Origin of the sequence: Paraburkholderia sp. BL25I1N1 (assembly GCF_003002025.1) — a bacterium.
In the GTDB taxonomy this organism is placed as follows: Bacteria; Pseudomonadota; Gammaproteobacteria; order Burkholderiales; family Burkholderiaceae; genus Paraburkholderia.
The window spans coordinates 362,759-379,104 of the sequence record NZ_PVZB01000003.1; the positions used below are offsets into that span (position 1 = coordinate 362,759).

12 protein-coding genes are annotated in these 16,346 nt (G+C 62.5%); 2 read left to right on the forward strand and 10 right to left on the reverse strand.

What is annotated here, in order from left to right; all coding sequences use genetic code 11:
- Nucleotides 1–30 precede the first annotated feature (30 nt).
- From B0G73_RS40400 to B0G73_RS06530, 4 genes are all read right to left on the reverse strand, one after another.
- Entirely contained in the window at nucleotides 31–174 is a 144-nt protein-coding gene (locus tag B0G73_RS40400; protein WP_166678919.1) for a hypothetical protein, read from the reverse strand.
- Between the two features lie 18 nt (nucleotides 175–192).
- Complete coding sequence (locus B0G73_RS06520) at nucleotides 193–915, reverse strand: PepSY-associated TM helix domain-containing protein (RefSeq protein ID WP_106279044.1); 723 nt, start codon at nucleotides 913–915, stop codon at nucleotides 193–195.
- On the reverse strand, nucleotides 912–1,595 hold the full coding sequence (locus tag B0G73_RS06525; protein WP_106279046.1) for a Fe2+-dependent dioxygenase: 684 nt from the start codon (nucleotides 1,593–1,595) through the stop codon (nucleotides 912–914). Before B0G73_RS06525 ends, B0G73_RS06520 begins: the two co-directional genes overlap by 4 nt.
- A gap of 69 nt (nucleotides 1,596–1,664) precedes the next feature.
- On the reverse strand, nucleotides 1,665–3,878 hold the full coding sequence (locus tag B0G73_RS06530; RefSeq protein WP_106279048.1) for a TonB-dependent siderophore receptor: 2,214 nt from the start codon (nucleotides 3,876–3,878) through the stop codon (nucleotides 1,665–1,667).
- Nucleotides 3,879–4,333: 455 nt separating this feature from the next.
- Between B0G73_RS06530 and B0G73_RS06535 the strand changes: the two genes are divergently transcribed.
- A complete protein-coding gene (locus tag B0G73_RS06535; RefSeq protein WP_106279050.1) occupies nucleotides 4,334–5,329 on the forward strand; it encodes an aldo/keto reductase in 996 nt (331 codons plus the stop codon).
- A gap of 31 nt (nucleotides 5,330–5,360) precedes the next feature.
- Here the strand turns inward: B0G73_RS06535 and B0G73_RS06540 are convergent, their stop codons facing one another.
- The 6 genes from B0G73_RS06540 to B0G73_RS40405 all read right to left on the reverse strand — a co-directional run bounded on the left by B0G73_RS06540 (nucleotide 5,361) and on the right by B0G73_RS40405 (nucleotide 13,976).
- A complete protein-coding gene (locus B0G73_RS06540; protein WP_106279188.1) occupies nucleotides 5,361–5,930 on the reverse strand; it encodes a YbhB/YbcL family Raf kinase inhibitor-like protein in 570 nt (189 codons plus the stop codon).
- A 39-nt stretch (nucleotides 5,931–5,969) separates the two neighbouring features.
- Nucleotides 5,970–6,743 (reverse strand): ROK family protein, encoded by a 774-nt coding sequence (locus B0G73_RS06545; protein WP_106279190.1) that lies wholly within the window; start codon nucleotides 6,741–6,743, stop codon nucleotides 5,970–5,972.
- A gap of 185 nt (nucleotides 6,744–6,928) precedes the next feature.
- Nucleotides 6,929–8,536: a glucose-6-phosphate dehydrogenase gene (zwf, locus tag B0G73_RS06550; protein ID WP_106279052.1), complete on the reverse strand. Its 1,608-nt coding sequence runs from the start codon at nucleotides 8,534–8,536 to the stop codon at nucleotides 6,929–6,931.
- A gap of 152 nt (nucleotides 8,537–8,688) precedes the next feature.
- Nucleotides 8,689–11,496 carry a glucosidase gene (locus tag B0G73_RS06555; protein ID WP_106279053.1) on the reverse strand — a complete coding sequence of 936 codons (2,808 nt, stop codon included), beginning with the start codon at nucleotides 11,494–11,496 and terminating at the stop codon, nucleotides 8,689–8,691.
- A gap of 51 nt (nucleotides 11,497–11,547) precedes the next feature.
- Complete coding sequence (locus tag B0G73_RS06560) at nucleotides 11,548–13,533, reverse strand: amylo-alpha-1,6-glucosidase (protein WP_106279055.1); 1,986 nt, start codon at nucleotides 13,531–13,533, stop codon at nucleotides 11,548–11,550.
- Nucleotides 13,534–13,688: 155 nt separating this feature from the next.
- Nucleotides 13,689–13,976 carry a hypothetical protein gene (locus B0G73_RS40405; protein ID WP_181196502.1) on the reverse strand — a complete coding sequence of 96 codons (288 nt, stop codon included), beginning with the start codon at nucleotides 13,974–13,976 and terminating at the stop codon, nucleotides 13,689–13,691.
- A gap of 139 nt (nucleotides 13,977–14,115) precedes the next feature.
- Between B0G73_RS40405 and B0G73_RS06570 the strand changes: the two genes are divergently transcribed.
- The gene (locus B0G73_RS06570; protein WP_106279058.1) at nucleotides 14,116–16,269 is read left to right on the forward strand and encodes a phosphocholine-specific phospholipase C; all 2,154 of its coding nucleotides are present in this window, start codon (nucleotides 14,116–14,118) and stop codon (nucleotides 16,267–16,269) included.
- Nucleotides 16,270–16,346: the final 77 nt, after the last annotated feature.

Sequence of the window (16,346 nt, forward strand, 5' to 3'; positions counted from 1 at the left end):
AGCGGGCTTTTCGCGGCGAGGAATTGAGCGTTATGCGGAGGATTGGGCGGCGACGAAGGTACGCCGCGAAATGAAACCGAAATGCAGGTAAAACGTACCTTGACGCAATGTGTGCGGAGAGGCAATTTTCCCGATCGCCATGCCTTCGCCGTGCGACCAGGTTTCTTCGATCACTGCGGGCTTGCAGTGTCTTTACAGCAGGCCCACACACACCGCTGCGACGATCGAGCCCAGCACCAACACCGCGCCGATGGTCTTGCGTTTGTTCAACTCCGTCCACAGCAGAACGCCGGTGAGCGACAGCAAGATGATGCTGCCTGCGAGCGTGTCGATCAGCAGCACCCAGCCGACGCTCAGACCCACGCCCTTGTGCAGGTTCGTCAGCATGGCGAGAAATGTGTTCTCGCTGCGCTTGACCGTCACATAGCCGTTACCCACCCAGTACTCGGCGGACGTGTTCTCATGCGGCGACGCGAAGTTGAGTTGCCAATGCTCCGGCTGGACGACGCTACGCTCGCCCCATGCCACCGGATGAGCCGGCTCTTTCTGCACGCGCCCAGGCGTGCCCGCCAGTTTCAGTTCGTGCTTGAGCCACTTGCCCAGCTCGCGCGGCGTTTCCGGCGCGGGCTGCGGCAACGGCACTTGCAGCATCGCCACTTGCGGCTCGCCGGTCGATACTTTGAGCGGCCCGCCGCGATGGTTCAGCAGGAACCCCGTGGTGCCGAACAGCAAACCCAGCGCCGCGCCCCACAAGCCGATCCAGCCATGCACCTTGCGCAGCCATTTGACGAAGGTGGCGCGACGCGAACGCTGCTGCCGCGTTTTCAATTCGTCGTTGTCCAGCCGCTGCGGCTCGCGCGTCGTCCGATCGATGCCCGCGGGCGATTGAATGTCGATTGCCTCGGGTACGCTCACGTTTCACTCCAGGTCCGCAACAGATTGTGATAGATGCCGACGAGGCTGCGACGCGCGGTATCGTCGGCGTTGCTGGCGTTCAGCCGTTGAATCGCCGTGTCCATGTCGAACAGCATTGCGCGCTGCGTATCGCTGCGCACGAGGCTTTGCACCCAGAAGAAACTCGCGATCCGCGCGCCGCGCGTGACCGGCGTGACCTGATGCAAACTCGTCGCCGGATAGACGATCATGTCGCCGGCCGGCAGTTTGACCTGCTGCACGCCGTACGTGTCTTCGATCACGAGTTCGCCGCCGTCGTAGTCGGCGGGGTCGGAAATGAACAGCGTCACCGAGACGTCGGTGCGCAGCTTCACGCCGTTGGGCAGCACGCGCACGGCTCCATCGACGTGACTGCCGAACTGCATGCCGCCTTCGTAACGATTGAACAGCGGCGGATACACCTGATTCGGCAACACCGCGCTGATGAACAGCGGGTTGCGTTCGATCGACGCGAGAATCACGTCGCCGAGTTCACGCGCAACCGGCGTGTGTTCGGCGATCTGCTGATTACGCTTGACCGGTGCGCCCTGATAGCCGGCGGTCGCGCGGCCGTCCACCCAGGCGTCGCCGGCCTGGTCGAGCCGCTCGCGCACGAGCCGCAACTGCTCGGCGTTCAGTACGTTCGGTATGTGCAGCAACATGGTGTTTCCTTTTTGCGTCGGCTTGCCGTCTTCGAGAACGGCAAGCCTAACGCATCCGTTCAACGTGTATCAAAAGCGGTAGTCGAACGTCGCCAGCAACGTGCGTCCGATACCCGGCACGGAACGGCCGCCGTCGGACTGAATCAGCGCGTCGTAGTAGTACTTGTTGGTCATGTTCAACAGGTTCAGGCGCACGTCGTATTTCTTCGCGTGGTACGCAGCGGTCGCATCCCAGCGCGTGTAGCCCGGCACCTGCACGTAGTTGGTATTCGACGCATAGCGCGGCGACATATAAGTCGGACCGCCGCCGATTTCCCAGTGCGGCGTGATCGCGTAGGTGGTCCAGAAGGTCAACGTGTTGCGCGGCGTGTTGGCCGGCACGTGCCCTTGCGTACCGTCGCGCGCCTTCAGGATGATGGCGTCCATGTAGGTGTACCCGCCGAACACCTGCCACTTGTCGGTAATGTGGCCCGTCACGCCGGCCTGGAATCCGTCGACACGAATGTCGCCGTCGAGTTCGTATTCGGTCGGCGAGACTTGCGTGCGCGCGTTGGTCTTTTCTTCGCGGAAGAATGACGACGTCACCGAGAGATTGCCGCCGAGCAGATCCCATTTGCCGCCGACTTCGTACGACTTGGTCGACTCGGGCGCGAGGTTCTGCGTGAGGTTGGTCACCGTCAGCGCTTCGAGCGACGGATTGAACGACGTGCCGTACGACACGTAGTACGACTGCCAGTCGGTCGGCTGACAAATTACCCCGGCGCGTACGCTGGTGAAGAAGTTGGTCTGCGTCGCATAGCCCGGCAGGCTGATCGTGTTGTGGATCTGCGCCTGGAAGCGATCCCAACGCAAACCGCCAATCACCTTCCACTGCTGGCCGATCGACACGGTGTCGTTCACGTACGCGCCAATTTCGTTCGAGCCCGAATCGGCGTGGTTGCCGACCGTGGTGGTCACGCCGGCGGGATTGGATAGATACGCCGGGTTCACCATCGTCACGACCGGCAAGTTGTTGCGGGTGTACGCCTGGTTCGAATAGCTGTCATGGCCGAGGTCGACACCGGCGATCAGGTCGTGCTTGATCGGGCCTGTGACGAACTTGTATTGCAGCATCGTGTCGTTGTAGAGCGAGTGGTTCTCGATCACACGGTCATGGCTCTGCAACTTGATGAACAATTGCGACGGCGAGAGCGTCGTGAAGTTGCCGTTGGTCAACGCGGTGCTGCTGGCGAGCGGTCCCGTCAACACCGCTTGCGGCGCGGTTTCGCGCGCATCGGTCATCGAGTGCGAGAACTGGGTCTGGTTCGTCAGGATCAGGTTGTCCGAGAACTTGTGTTTGACCGCGGCGGTGACCGTTTGCACGTCCTGAATCGTGCGGTCAGTGGTCAAACCGTAGAAAGTGTTCTTCGGCACCGGCGACGGGCGGCCGTTCAACGCCTGCACGCCGTAGTCCGGCATGTCGTAGTTGTGCTGGATCAGCGCGGAGATCGTCACTTCGGTCGGCGTGCCGATGCCGAAGCGCACTTCCGGCGCGATACCGTAGTCCTTGTTCTTCATCGCATCGCGCGTCGAACCGAGGCTTTGGCCGAAGGCGTTCAGGCGAATCGCCGAGGTATCCGTCAGCTTATGGTTCACGTCGACAGTGCTGCGATATTTCGCGTCAGTGCCGATCATGCCCGTGACTTCCGCCGAGTCATGCAGGTTCGCTTTCTTGCTGACCTGGTTGATCACGCCGCCCGTCGATCCGCGACCGAACAGCATCGACGACGGACCATACAGCACTTCGAGTTCTTCGAGGTCGAAGGTGTCGCGATAGTACTGGTTGCGATCGCGGAAGCCGTCCAGGTAGATGTCGTTCTGCGCGGTGAAGCCGCGCAGGTTGATGTTGTTGCCGATCTGGCCACCTTCAGCCGCGCCGATCGTTACGCCCGGCGCGTTGCGCAGCGCGTCCTGGAACGAAGTGGCGCCCTGCGATTGCAGCACGGCCTTGTTGATGACGGTGACGGTCTGCGGAATGTCGCGCAGCGCCGTGGGCGTCTTTGCACCCACCGTCGCGCGCTCCGCCTGGAAGTCCTGCTGTTCAGCTTGTGCCGCGACGCCGATGGTCGGCAAGCTGCCGGTGTCGGCTGCGACGGTCGTCGTTGTCGTCGTTGTCGTCGCATTAGCATTCGCGGCCGCCGGCTGCGAGGTGGTTTGCGGAGCAGTCTGCGCGACCGCCGGAGTCGCAAAAGGAACGGCAAAAGCTAACGCTAACGCTGTCGCGAGCGGCGTGTGGTTGAACATGGGAATTCCCGTCGGAGATGCGTTTGCCGGATTCGCATGGCTGAGATGGAATCGACGGCAAAGTCGCAATTGGCTGGCTGCCGTTCTCGTGTGCAGGGCACCGACGTCGGGATGGCTGGCTATTGGTTAAATGAGAATCGCTATCATTCCACACGCATAAAACCGCATCAATCGCGCCGCCACTTACCCCTAGTAACAGAATTGTTTCTGTTTTTTACGGATGAAGGCAATTTGTAATTTTCAGCCGTGTCCGCATGTCGGTTCATTACGTGTTTGTAATATCAAGGCCATTGAAAGGAAAGACTTTCGGCGTCGCAAGTAAAAAAAGACACCGGCAGAAAGCTTTCAACTAAATAACAATCAGCCGTGGCTGAGGCCGACGCCCAATCCCGACTCCGTTTATCCTTTTTGCAACACTGCCTATCGAACTGTTTCGTTCATCCCCGGAGTTGATCATGCAATACCGCAAGTTCGGCCGCACCGGCCTGACCGTATCGCGCCTGTGCCTCGGCACGATGACCTTTGGCCTGCAGACCGAAGAAGACGTCTCGCATCGCATTCTCGACACGGCGGCGGATGCCGGCGTGAACTTTATCGACACGGCCGACGTGTATCCGCTCGGCGGCACGGAAGATGTTGCCGGCCGCACGGAGGAGATCGTGGGGCGCTGGCTGAAGGGCAAACGCGAGCGCTTCATTCTGGCGACGAAAGCAGTGGGCAAGATGGGGCCGTCGGCATGGGATCAAGGCGCGTCGCGCAAACATCTGCTGAATGCGATCGACGCCTCGTTGCAACGCCTCGGCACGGATTACGTGGACCTCTACCAACTCCATTCCGACGACGCGAACACGCCGCTCGACGAAACGCTCGAGGCGCTCGATGTGATCGTTCGCTCAGGCAAGGCGCGCTATATCGGTGTATCGAACTTCCTCGCGTATCGGCTGGCGCGCGCGCTGGGCCGCGCCGATGTGCTGCGCACGGCGCGCTTCGTCTCCGTGCAGCCTCGCTATAACCTGCTGTTCCGCCAGATCGAGCGCGAATTGCTGCCGCTCGCCGCCGAAGAGCAATTGGCCGTGATGCCGTACAACCCGCTCGCGGGCGGCCTGCTGACGGGCAAGCATCAACTGGATGCGGCGCCCGCGTCCGGCCGCTTCACCGAAACTGTCGGCAAGGCCGGCGCGATGTATCAGCAACGGTACTGGCACAAACGCGAGTTCGAGACGATCGAGCAATTGAAAGCGATCGTTGCGCCGACCGGCGAATCGTTGACGCGGGTTTCGCTTGCCTGGGTGCTGGCGAATCCGCTCGTCACGTCGGCGATTATCGGCGCGAGCCGCGTCGAGCAATTGAGCGACACGCTCGCGGCGTCCGAACTCGTGCTCGATGAGCAGATCAAGACGCAGCTCGACGAAGCGAGCCTGGAATATCGCTGGGGTGACGCGGCGCGGTAAGCTTATGCGCGGCGGGCGAAGGCCGCCGCGTTTATCGCCCGTAACGCAGCACCGTGCTGGTCGCCGCAATCACGTGATCCTTGATTGCGGCAAGCAACGCATCCCTCGTCAAACCGGGCGACAGCGCGTCCGGCGGCAGATCGAGCGCATAGACTTGCGCGACGTAGTGATGTGGATTGTCCCCGACCGGGGGACATGGGCCGCGATACCCGATGCCTCCGGTCTGATTCGCACCGGAGACGCTGCCGGCCGGCTGGCTGCCGCCGGCCCCGAGCGAAGTCGTCGAGGGTGCTACGCCATATAGCACCCAGTGCACGACGCCCAAACCCTTCGCGCCGTCCGGGTCGAACAGTGTCACGGCATAACTTTTCGTGCCGGCAGGCGCATTCCGCCATTGCAGAGCCGGCGATACATTACCGCCGCCGCAGTTGTTCGCGCTCGCCGCGTGGCTCGAATCCAGCGTGCCGCCATCGGCCGTTCCCGGCGACGACACCACGAAGACTTCCGCCGCGCGGGCATGCACTGCGGCAAGCGCCAACGCGGCAGACACGCCAACCGGTAACAGGCGTCGTACGACGCGTAAGCGATTGCTGCCAATCATCATTTCCGACTCCAGCCAGGGTTCAGCGACGGTCCAACGTCACTTGAAGCGGCCCGTCCGCTCATTCGCTTCCGGCAGTTGCCGCGTCTCGCGCACGGATCTCGGATGCCATAGACGCGCGCCGCCTTCGATGCCCGCATCGTTCGAAACGGTGGCCACGTTCGGCGGCAGATCGAACGAAAGGCGTGCCGCATTGCCGCCGCCGATCCACAGCTTGTCGTAGTTCACGAGCGCACTCAGAATCCCGATCACCTTCTCAACGCGCCGGTTCCAGCGTTTATTCCCGGCTTTTTCACGCGCCGCGTCGCCGATGTATTCGTCGTACGCCACGCCCTTCTTGCTAACCGGATGATGGGCGAGTTCCAGATGCGGCATCAACTCGCCGTCGCGGAACATTGCCGTGCCCGCGCCAGTGCCGAGCGTCAGCACGAATTCGAGGCCATGGCCTTCGATCGCGGCGAAGCCCTGCATCTCGGCGTCGTTGATCATGCGCACCGGCAGGCCGCCCAAACGTTGCGCCAGCGAGTCGGCGAGCGGGATGTCGTGCCAGCCTTCCACGCCGAAGTGCGGCGCCGTCAGAATGCGGTTGTTGCGCACCACGCCGGGAAAGCCAATCGACATCAGCGTCGGCGGTTCCTGTTCGACGAGCGGCGCAACCAGCTTCGCCAGCGCGTCCACGAGTTGATCCGGCGTGCACGGATGCGGCGTCGCAACCCGTAAGCGCTCGGTTTTCATTTTGCCGTCCGCGTCGATAATCGCGGCCTTCAAACCCGTGCCGCCGACGTCGATCGCCAGTATCCGCTCGGTGCTGATTGTCGCTTTCGGCTTACTGGATGGCTTACTCGACGGTTTACTTGACGCCTTACTGGACGGTTTAAACGCCGCCTTCGTCGGCGCTTTGCTTGCCGTCTTGCCCGGCGTCTTCGTCGCCGTCTTGCGTGTCGTCTTGCGTGTCACCACGGTGTCCCCCGATTGTGTTGGTGCGACTCGTCGTTGAATTACTTCTTCTGCACAGCATCCCGTTTCAACGGCCGCCATGCGTGGCCGTCGCGCGCCAATAGCGCGTCGGCTTCCGCAGGGCCTTCGCTGCCGGCCGCATAGCCATGCACCGGCACCGCGCCGCCGGTTTTTGGATGCAGCACGTCGTCGACCGCGCACCAGCTCGTTTCGATGCTGTCGGCCCGCTGGAACAGCGTTTCGTCGCCGAGCATGCAGTCGTAGAGCAAGGTTTCATAGCCGACGTTCGCGCGTTCCGCGAAGAAGTCGCCATAGTCGAACGACGACTGCACCGCACCGATCTGCATGACCGGTCCCGGCGTTTTTACATTGAAGTCGAAGCTCGTGCCGTGCGCCGGATCGATGCGCAAGGTCAGCACGTTCGGCGTGAGCGCGTCGACGGGCGTGTCGCGGAACAGGCGGAACGGCACCGGCTTCAACTGCACCGAGATTTCAGTGCGGCGCGCCGCCAGCCGCTTGCCGGTGCGCAAATAGAACGGCACGCCGGCCCAGCGCCAGTTCTCGACGAACACGCGCGCCGCGGCGTAGGTTTCCGTCGTGCTGCCCGGCGCGACATCCGGCTCCTCGCGATAGCCGACCCCCGCCGGCCCTTTTTCGTATTGACCGAACACGACGTCGTCCGGCGTCAGCGGCTTGATCGCGTCGAAGATTTCGGCCTTCTTGTCGCGCACGGCTTCGGCATCGAACGAATTGGGCGGTTCCATGGCGACCATGCCGAGCAACTGGAACAGATGGTTCGGCAGCATGTCGCGGAACGCGCCGGTCTGTTCATAGAACTTGCCGCGCCCTTCCACGCCGATGGTTTCCGCCGCCGTGATCTGCACGCTGTCGATATATTCGCGCCGCCACATCGGTTCGAACAGCGCGTTGGCGAAGCGCACCGCGAGAATGCTCTGCACGGTGTCCTTGCCGAGAAAGTGATCGATGCGATACACCTGATCTTCTTTTGCATACGACAGGATGTGCGCGTTCAGATCTTTTGCGGACGCGAGATCGGTGCCGAAAGGTTTCTCGATCACGATGCGGCGGAAGCCGCCGCCCTCGCCTTCTTTCAGCAGACCCGCCTTGCCGAGATGTTCGACGATCGGTTTGAAGAAGCGCGAGCTGACCGCGAGATAGAAGATTACGTTGCCGCCCGGCGTCTGTTCGAGCTGTTGCTTAAGCTTCGTGAAAGTGTCGTCGGTTTCGAATTCGCCGGCCATGTATTCGAGGCGTTGCGCGACCCAGTCCCACGCCTTGTCGTCGAGCTTGCCGGCGTGGAAGGTGCTGGCCTTGTCGGCGGCGAACTGTTCGAGCGACTTGTGCAGATCTTCGCGCCACACGCTCGTCTCGCGCTCGCCGTGATTCACGCCGATGATTTTCATTCCATCGTCGAGCAGGCCATCCACCGCGAGGTTGTACAGCGCCGGCATCAGCAGCCGCTTGGTCAGGTCGCCGCCGGCACCGAAGATCACCAGCGTGCACGGCGGTGCCGGCCGCTTGCCGGGCGGCGAGGCCGGCGCTTCCTGCGGGCTCGCGCTGACTTTGCAGCTCGGTGGTTGACTGGCGGCGGGACGCTCGGCTGCTGGAGTATTCGATGTAGTCGACATGGGATTCACTTTTGGAAACCAATGGAACGGACGTGGTGGTACATGAAAGACCACGCTTGAACCCACACAGTTCAAAAACGGCCATGCAACCTGCTCACCTTGCGACGTTGTATGGCTTGTGTAACCTCACTCGCTCGCGCCGCCACTGCGCACTATTTCACCGATGCGTGCGCCGGTTCGGCAGCCGGCGCCGGTTCGGCCGGGCGTGCCGGCGCGGTGGCTTGCGCCGAAGGTGACGTCGGGATCGGCGCCTGATCTGTTTCGCCCGCCAGCGGCACGTTGCCCGACGCGCTCATCGCGCGCGGCTGCAACAGCAGCGCAACCAGCCCGGTCCAGCCGGTCTGATGCGAAGCGCCCACGCCGCGCCCGTTATCGCCATGGAAATACTCGTGAAACAGGATCAGGTCACGCGAGCGCGGGTCGGCCTGCAATTGCGGATAAGCGCCCATGACCGGACGCTCGCCGTCCTTGTTCTTGAGGAACAGCGTGGTGCAGCGGCGCGCCAGTTCGTCGGCAATCTGGCTCAGCGAGAACTTCTCGCCCGAACCGGTCGGATACTCGACTTTGAACTCCTCGCCGTAATAGCGGTGAAATTCGTATAGCGACTCGATCAGCAGATAGTTCACCGGCATCCATACCGGACCGCGCCAGTTCGAATTGCCGCCGAACACACGCGTATCCGATTCGGCCGGCAGATACTTCACAGTGAAACTGTCGCCGTTGTGGTTGAACACGAACGGATGATCGCGATGGTATTGCGACAGCGCCCGCACGCCATGATCGGAAAGGAATTCGCTTTCGTCCAGCGCGCGGCGCAACAACGCTTTCATGCGATGCCCGCGCAACAGCGAGAGCAGCAGCGCATTGCCCTTGCCCGGCTCGTTCCAGCGCGAGACCAGCCTCGCGAGATCGGGGCGGTGTTCGAGGAACCAGACCAGCCGTTCGCGCAAACCGGGCAAGCCGCCGTGCAGACGCTCTTCGAGCACGTGCACCGCAAATAGCGGAATCAGACCCACGATCGAGCGCAGCCGCATGGGAATGCTGCTGCCGTCCGGCAGGCGCAGCTTGTCGTAGAAGAACTCGTCTTCGCTGTCCCACAGGCCCGTTTCGCAGCCGTCGTCGCAACTCACGGCCTCGGCGATATACAGAAAATGCTCGAAGAACTTCACGCCGATGTCGACGAAAACATGATTGGCGTAGGCGAGTTCCAGCGCGATACGCATCAGGTCGAGCGCGTACGCGGCCATCCACGCCGTACCGTCGGACTGGTCGATGTGCCCGCCGGTCGGCAACGGCGATGAGCGATCGAAGATCCCGACGTTATCCAGCCCGAGAAAGCCGCCCTGAAAAATATTGTGGCCGTCGGCGTCCTTGCGGTTCACCCACCACGAGAAATTCAGCAGTAGCTTATGGAAGACAAGTTCCAGAAAATCGCGATCCGCCTTGCCGGTGAGCGCGCGGTCGATTTCATACACGCGCCACGCGGCCCACGCATGCACGGGCGGATTGGCGTCGCCGAGCGCCCATTCATAAGCGGGAATCTGACCGTTCGGATGCTGATAGCGGTCCTTCACCAGCAACAGCAGTTGCCGTTTCGCGAACGCCGGGTCGATCAGCGCGAATGCGGCCGCATGAAATGCCAGATCCCACGACGCATACCACGGGTATTCCCACTTATCCGGCATCGACACGATGTCCGCGTTGCACAGGTGCCGCCAATCCCTGTTGCGGCCCTGCTTGCGGCCGGCGGGCGGCGTCGGCTGAAGCGGATCGCCTTCGAGCCAGCGCTGCACGTCGTACTGGTAGTACTGCTTCGACCACAACATGCCGGCGAGCGCCTGACGCTGCACGAGACGCGCGTCGGGATCGGCGATCTCGTGTTGCAGCGCGCCATAGAATTCGTCGGCCTCGGCGATACGGCGCGCGAAGACCGCGTCGGCATCGAGTTGCGCGTCGTCGGGACTCGACTGCGGACGCCAGCGCATGTACACCACGGCGCGGCCATACGGTTCGAGCTCGATCGCGGCATGCGCGCCGGCCTTGGTGCCGGCGTCGCGGCGGATCGCCTGCTCATTGCCATGCACGAGGTAATCGTTGAAGCCGTCCTTGTACGGCCCCGCACCGTCCATGTTGAAGAGACGCTTGACGTTCGTGTCGTTCTCGCAGAAAAGCCACGTCATCTGCGGCACGTCTTTCGACCAGGCCGTCACGACAATCGGCTCATGCCCATGCTGATGCCCAACCACCTGCGCCTCGCCATTGTGGTCCGTGCCGGCGACGAGTGAGGGCTTGTCCTTGTTCTCTTTCCACGACCACGAATTGCGCGCCCAGATTTGCGGCAGCACGTCGAGCGAGGCCGCCTGATCCGCGCGATTCTCGATGGTCACGCGCATGAGGATGTCGTCAGGCGCGTGTTTGGCGTATTCCACCTGCACGTCGAAGTAGCGCGAATCGTCGAACACGCCCGTGTCGAGAATTTCGTACTCCGGCATGTCGCCGCCACGGCGCGCGTTTTCCTGAACGAGATCGTCGTACGGATAGGCGGCGTGCGGATACTTGTAGAGCATGCGCATGTACGAATGTGTCGGCGTGCCGTCGACGTAGAAGTACAGCTCCTTCACGTCCTCGCCATGATTGCCTTGCGCATTCGTGACGCCGAACAGGCGCTCTTTCAGGATCGCGTCGTTGCGATTCCATAGCGCTAGCGAAACGCACCAGCTTAGCGTGTCGTCGCCGAAGCCCGCAATGCCGTCCTCACCCCAGCGATACGCGCGGCTGCGCGCATGGTCGTGCGGAAAATAGTCCCAGGCGGTGCCGTCCGGGCTGTAATCCTCGCGCACCGTGCCCCATTGCCGCTCGCTGAGATAGGGGCCCCAGCGCTGCCAATGCGCACAGTCGGCCGAATGCAGCCGTGAACCTTCAATGGTGGCGAGCAGATTGGCAGCGCGCAGCGGTGGCATGACTACGTCCTTGCATTCGGCTTGGCGGTGGGACACACATCGTAGCGCGGTTTAGGCGCTGGCGGTCGCCAACCCGGCAAGCAGGTGTTCAATGCGCAGTAACTCACCGAGCGACCACGCCTGAAACGGCGTGCCGGCGGGTGCGTGCGGCGCATCGCCGTCGGCGATTTCGGAGAGATGGTCGAGACCGGCGTGATCGAGATGCGCGTGGAGCGGGTCGAGAAAGCGCGTTTTCGCCTGCGTGCGGGCGTCCGCCGCGCCGCCGTGGACTCGCAGCCATGCTTCGACGAACGGGCCGAGCAGCCACGGCCACACAGTTCCTTGATGATAGGCGCCGTCGCGCTCGAGCGGAGACCCGCCGTAATGTCCGCGATAGGCCCGATCGGACGGCGCGAGCGTCCTTAGGCCCAGCGGTGTGAGCAATTGCGTTTCGACCTGTTCGAGCACCGCGCGCGCCGCCGCGCCGTTGAGCAATGGGAACGGCAGGCCGCCTACGGCAAAGATCTGATTGGGCCGGATCGCGCGATCTATCGCGCCTTTCACATGGTCGACGTCCACGTTGTCGAACAGCGCTTGCGTTGACGGATCGACGAAGCGCTCATGAAACGCCTGGAGCGCCCGGTCGGCGGCCGGCTGCCATTGCGGATTCCATGTTGCTGCAATGCGCAATGCGTTGATCCAGAGCGCCTGCACTTCAACCGGTTTGCCGATGCGCGGCGTGACCACCCAGTCGCCGACTTTCGCATCCATCCACGTGAGTTGCACGCCAGGTACACCGGCGTTCAGCAGGCCATCGTCGGCAGATGCCTGGATGTTGAAGCGCGTGCCTTCCGTGTAACCCGTGAGGATGGCTTCGCATGCCTGTTGCAGACGCTGCTGCGTTGCAGCGCTCGCGTGTGGCGTCGCCAGATAGTCGTGCACGGCGACGATGAACCACAACGAGGCGTCGACGGAGTTGTATTCCGGTGTGTCGCCATAATCGGGAAAGCGGTTCGGCAACATGCCTTCCGACAACGTGCCCGACCATTCGAGCAGGATCGCTTCGGCGTCGTCGAGACGGTCCGAGGCGATCAGCAGGCCGCGCATTGCAATGAAGGTGTCGCGGCCCCAGTCGGTGAACCACGGAAAACCCGCGAGGATCGTGCGGCCTTCGTTGCGGGTCACGACGTACGCGTCGGCGGAGCGTTGCAACCGCGAGCCGAGCGCGTCGCGGCGTTGTTGTTCGATACGCGCGAGCTCCGTGGCATGGATGGCCGCCGCTTTGGCGCTCGCCGGTTGCGTATCGCTCGTGGCGCCTGACGCGCTGAGGATCATCACCGCTTCACCATCGGCGAGATTGAAGCTGAACACGCCGGGCGTCGCGAGGTCCTCGCTGAAGTCGAGGCCGCGCTCCCGCTCACGGGCGTAGCAGAAGTTGCGATACCAGTCGGGCGCGTGCGTGTAGACGCCGTTGGTCGCGGCGTGGATCACCGGCAGGTCGCCGTAGGGTTGCCAACTCACGCTCGCCTGGTCGCCGCTCGTCTGCGCGTTGAAGTTGAAGGCGGCGTTCTCATGATGCAGCGCGTGGTAGTCGCGGCCCGATAGCAGCGGCCTGACTTTCAGCGTGAGTGCGTTCGTTTCAAGACCGGCTCCGGCAGCCGCTTCCAGACGCCAACGCAACACCGTTTCGCGAGTCGCTTTGCTCACGAACACGTCAGCGGTCAATACGGCACTAGCACCGATCTGAATGCGCCATGTTGGCCACGGCTTCGTATCGAACGAGACAAGACTCGTGGTCAGGTCCGGATAGACAACGTCCGGCACGTATCGCTGCATGCTCAACGGAAAACGCGCGCCGTTCGCTTCGAGCCACGCCTCCGCGCCGTTGACCAACACCACGCGCCCGCCCGGCGCGCGAGTCGCGGTAAGCAGCAGCGCGTGATAGCGGCGCGTGCGCAGCGTGCCCACGGTGCCCGACGCGAAACCGCCGAAGCCATCCGCTTCCAGCCATTCGTCTTCGAGACGCGTGATGTCGAAGGGTCGTTCGATGTGTGTCATGAACTTACAGGTTAGGCAAAGCCGTTCGTCTTTCAGTGCGCCTGAGTGTCAGGCATGAGGCGCTGCGGTGACCATTCTCCTACTTATCACTTTCCGCTTCCTTTCTAAAAACCGACTTATCGACGCAAGTTTTACCACTCGCAAACGTTTCACAATTATTTCTTGAAAGGGTTGGAGACTGCACCCGCTTTCACGAATCTGGTTGCAGACATGAGAAGAAACAAACGCCTCGCGAGTGCCGCTTTGGTTGCACTTGCAACTTTAGCGTTGAGCGGGTGCGGCGCGGATGATTCCACGCCGCCGGCAGCCTCTTCAACGCCGGCCGTTGCGAACAACGACATCGCATCAAATACGGCCGGCTCTCCGGCGACGCCACTGCTCAACGCATCTTCGCCGCTCGCAGCAGACCCCGCAGCGGCCTCCGATCCGATCACGCAGAACATGCAAGTCAGTCTCGCCGCGGACAACCAGCAAGTCGCACCGGTCATGCACTACGCACCCGGCGATAGCGCCAACAGCAACTGACCCGATCCCAACGGCGCGCGTGGCGCGCTATTCTTCCTCCCCGCAGAAGGTGATTCGATGACATCAAATAGCCGTCGCCGTTTCCTGCAGACCGTGGCTTCATCCGCCGGCGCTGCCGCCGCGCTGACCGCGCTGCCCGAGTCGATTCGCAATGCGCTCGCCGTTCCCGCGTTCTCGCGCACCGGCACGATCCGCGATGTCGAGCACATCGTCGTGTTCATGCAGGAGAACCGCTCGTTCGACCACTACTTCGGCCACATGCGCGGCGTGCGTGGCTACAACGACCGCTTCCCGATTCCGCTGCCGAACGGCAAGCCGGTGTGGTATCAACCGTCGAAGGAAGATCCGACCCAGCCGGTGCTGCCGTTCCATCTGAACACGGCGACCACCAGTGCGCAATGCGTCGGCGATCTGGATCACTCCTGGTACAAGACTCATGCCGCGATCGACGGCGGCCGCTACGACCAGTGGCCCGCCAACAAGACCGACATGACGATGGGCTATCACCTGCGCAGCGACATTCCGTTCCACTACGCGCTGGCCGATGCGTTCACCATTTGCGACGCGTACTTCTGCTCGCTGCCGGGACCGACGCACCCCAACCGCTCGTATCTGATGACCGGCATGGTCGATCCGAGCGGCACGCTGGGTGGTCCGCTGCTCGACAACAACGATTTCGTCGACGGCGACGGCCCGCCGAATTATCAGTTGCTCTCGTGGACCACTTACCCGGAGCGTCTGCAATCCGCGGGCATTTCGTGGCAGGTGTACCAGCAGGGGCTGACTGGCGCCGATCCGTTGAACGGCAACTACGGCACCAACATCCTGCAGAACTTCACGAACTTCATCAATGCGCAACCGGGCTCGCCGTTGTATGAGCGCGCGCAAACCGTGCGCACTATCGACGACCTGAAGGCCGACGTGCTGGCCAACAAGCTGCCGCAGGTGTCGTGGCTGTGCCCGCCGGCCGCCTACTCGGAACACCCGAGCTATACGCCCGCCTACGGCGCGGAGTACACCTCGCAGATTCTGGATGCGTTGACGTCGAATCCGGAAGTGTGGAGCAAGACCGTGCTGTTCATCATGTACGACGAGAACGACGGCTTCTTCGATCACCTCGTGCCGCCGCAACCGGCGACGACCGGCGCGCAAGGCAAATCGACGGTCAGCACCGAAGGCGAAATTCACAACGTGGTGAATCCGCTGCGCGGCGGCAGCTATACCGCCGACGGCCTGCCGTACGGCCTCGGACCGCGTGTGCCGATGACGATCGTGTCGCCGTGGAGCAAGGGCGGTTTTGTCTGCTCACAGGTGTTCGACCATACGTCGGTGATTCGCTTCATCGAAGCGCGCTTCGGCGTGTATGAGCCGAACATCACGGCGTGGCGCCGCGCGGTGTGCGGCGACCTGACCACGGCCTTCGACTTCCGCACGCCGGATTCGAAAGTGCCGCCGCTGCCGGACACGAGCAACTACAAGAGCATCGCCGACAACCAGTGCGCAACACAGCCGAAGCCGACTGTCCCCGCAACGCCGGGCACCATCGATCCGCAGGAAAGCGGCATTCGTTTCGCGCGCGCGTTGCCGTACGAGTTGCATGTGAATGGCCAGGCCAACGACAAGAAAAATACGTTCGAGATCGCGATCGGCAACACCGGCGATCAGGGCGCGCATTTCTACATGTACGCGACGAATCGCACGGATGGTCCGTGGCGCTACACCGTCGAAGCAGGCAAGTCGATCAACGAGACTTTCGATCTCACGATGACCAACGGCGTGTATAGCTTCGAAGTGTTCGGGCCGAACGGTTTCGTGCGCAAGTTCGCCGGCAACACGCAGCAGGCGACGGCACAGAACGCGCAGATCGCCGCCGGTCACGGTAAGAACAAACCGTCCGAGCCGGAAGTGAAGGTGCAGTACGACGCCGCGAACGGCAACGTGTTCCTGAAGTTCAGCAACAAGGGCAGCGGGATTGCGCGTCTGCTCGTGACGGACAACGCGTACGGCGCGCGCCCGCGTCCGGTGCTGGTGCCGGCCGGCGCGCATATCGAAGAAGCGTGGGTGCTGGCGTCGAGCCATCACTGGTACGACTTGACGGTGACGAGTAACGACGATGCAAGCTTCTCGCGCCGTGTTGCGGGTCACGTCGAGAATGGGCGGCCGAGCATTAGCGATCCGGCGGCGGTGGCGCCGGTGTTGGTGGTGAATTAAGGGCGCTCGACGGTGAGCGGGCTTCGGTCAACACAGGCATGCTTGATCGAAGCCCAGTACCGCTATGTGGTCACGCG

Excerpts from the sequence above, each read along its gene's own strand:
- B0G73_RS06525 (WP_106279046.1), bottom strand. The coding sequence starts at position 1,595 with ATGTTGCTGCACATACCGAACGTACTGAACGCCGAGCAGTTGCGGCTC.
- B0G73_RS06530 (WP_106279048.1), bottom strand. The coding sequence starts at position 3,878 with ATGTTCAACCACACGCCGCTCGCGACAGCGTTAGCGTTAGCTTTTGCC.
- B0G73_RS06535 (WP_106279050.1), top strand. The coding sequence starts at position 4,334 with ATGCAATACCGCAAGTTCGGCCGCACCGGCCTGACCGTATCGCGCCTG.
- B0G73_RS06540 (WP_106279188.1), bottom strand. The coding sequence starts at position 5,930 with ATGATTGGCAGCAATCGCTTACGCGTCGTACGACGCCTGTTACCGGTT.
- zwf (WP_106279052.1), bottom strand. The coding sequence starts at position 8,536 with ATGTCGACTACATCGAATACTCCAGCAGCCGAGCGTCCCGCCGCCAGT.
- B0G73_RS06555 (WP_106279053.1), bottom strand. The coding sequence starts at position 11,496 with ATGCCACCGCTGCGCGCTGCCAATCTGCTCGCCACCATTGAAGGTTCA.
- B0G73_RS06560 (WP_106279055.1), bottom strand. The coding sequence starts at position 13,533 with ATGACACACATCGAACGACCCTTCGACATCACGCGTCTCGAAGACGAA.
- B0G73_RS40405 (WP_181196502.1), bottom strand. The coding sequence starts at position 13,976 with ATGTTCTGCGTGATCGGATCGGAGGCCGCTGCGGGGTCTGCTGCGAGC.
- B0G73_RS06570 (WP_106279058.1), top strand. The coding sequence starts at position 14,116 with ATGACATCAAATAGCCGTCGCCGTTTCCTGCAGACCGTGGCTTCATCC.